Raw genomic sequence first — 315 nt, forward strand, 5'->3', positions numbered from 1 at the left:
TCATACATTGTAATATTTAACTCAAACTCACCACCTAATGTAATTCAGTGTTTTTAAGCCTTCTGGCGATTCTAAAATGTTTATGTGTAATAAATCTAGTCTTAGTCCTAAACTCGTATTCTAGACGGTTTAATTCGTCTGCTTTCGCTGCATATAAACTTCTTAAATTACTTAAATTGTCAAAAATATTAATTTCGTATTGCATAATAAAATTATAAAAAAACACCGTTTTTAACACGGCGTTATAATGACAATTTAGATTTAACTTCTTCTTTATTTTCAGGTTCAGATATTTGGTTTAATACTTTAATATAA

Annotated in this window: 1 protein-coding gene; it reads right to left on the bottom strand. The window is 26.7% G+C overall.

What is annotated here, in order from left to right; all coding sequences use genetic code 4:
- Positions 1-34: 34 nt before the first annotated feature.
- Entirely contained in the window at positions 35-205 is a 171-nt protein-coding gene (locus tag KQ878_RS04590; protein ID WP_216567979.1) for a hypothetical protein, read from the bottom strand.
- Between the last annotated feature and the right edge of the window lie 110 nt (positions 206-315).

Origin of the sequence: Mycoplasma zalophidermidis (assembly GCF_018913985.1) — a bacterium.
GTDB classification, from domain to species: Bacteria; Bacillota_I; Bacilli_A; order Mycoplasmatales; family Metamycoplasmataceae; genus Mycoplasmopsis; species Mycoplasmopsis zalophidermidis.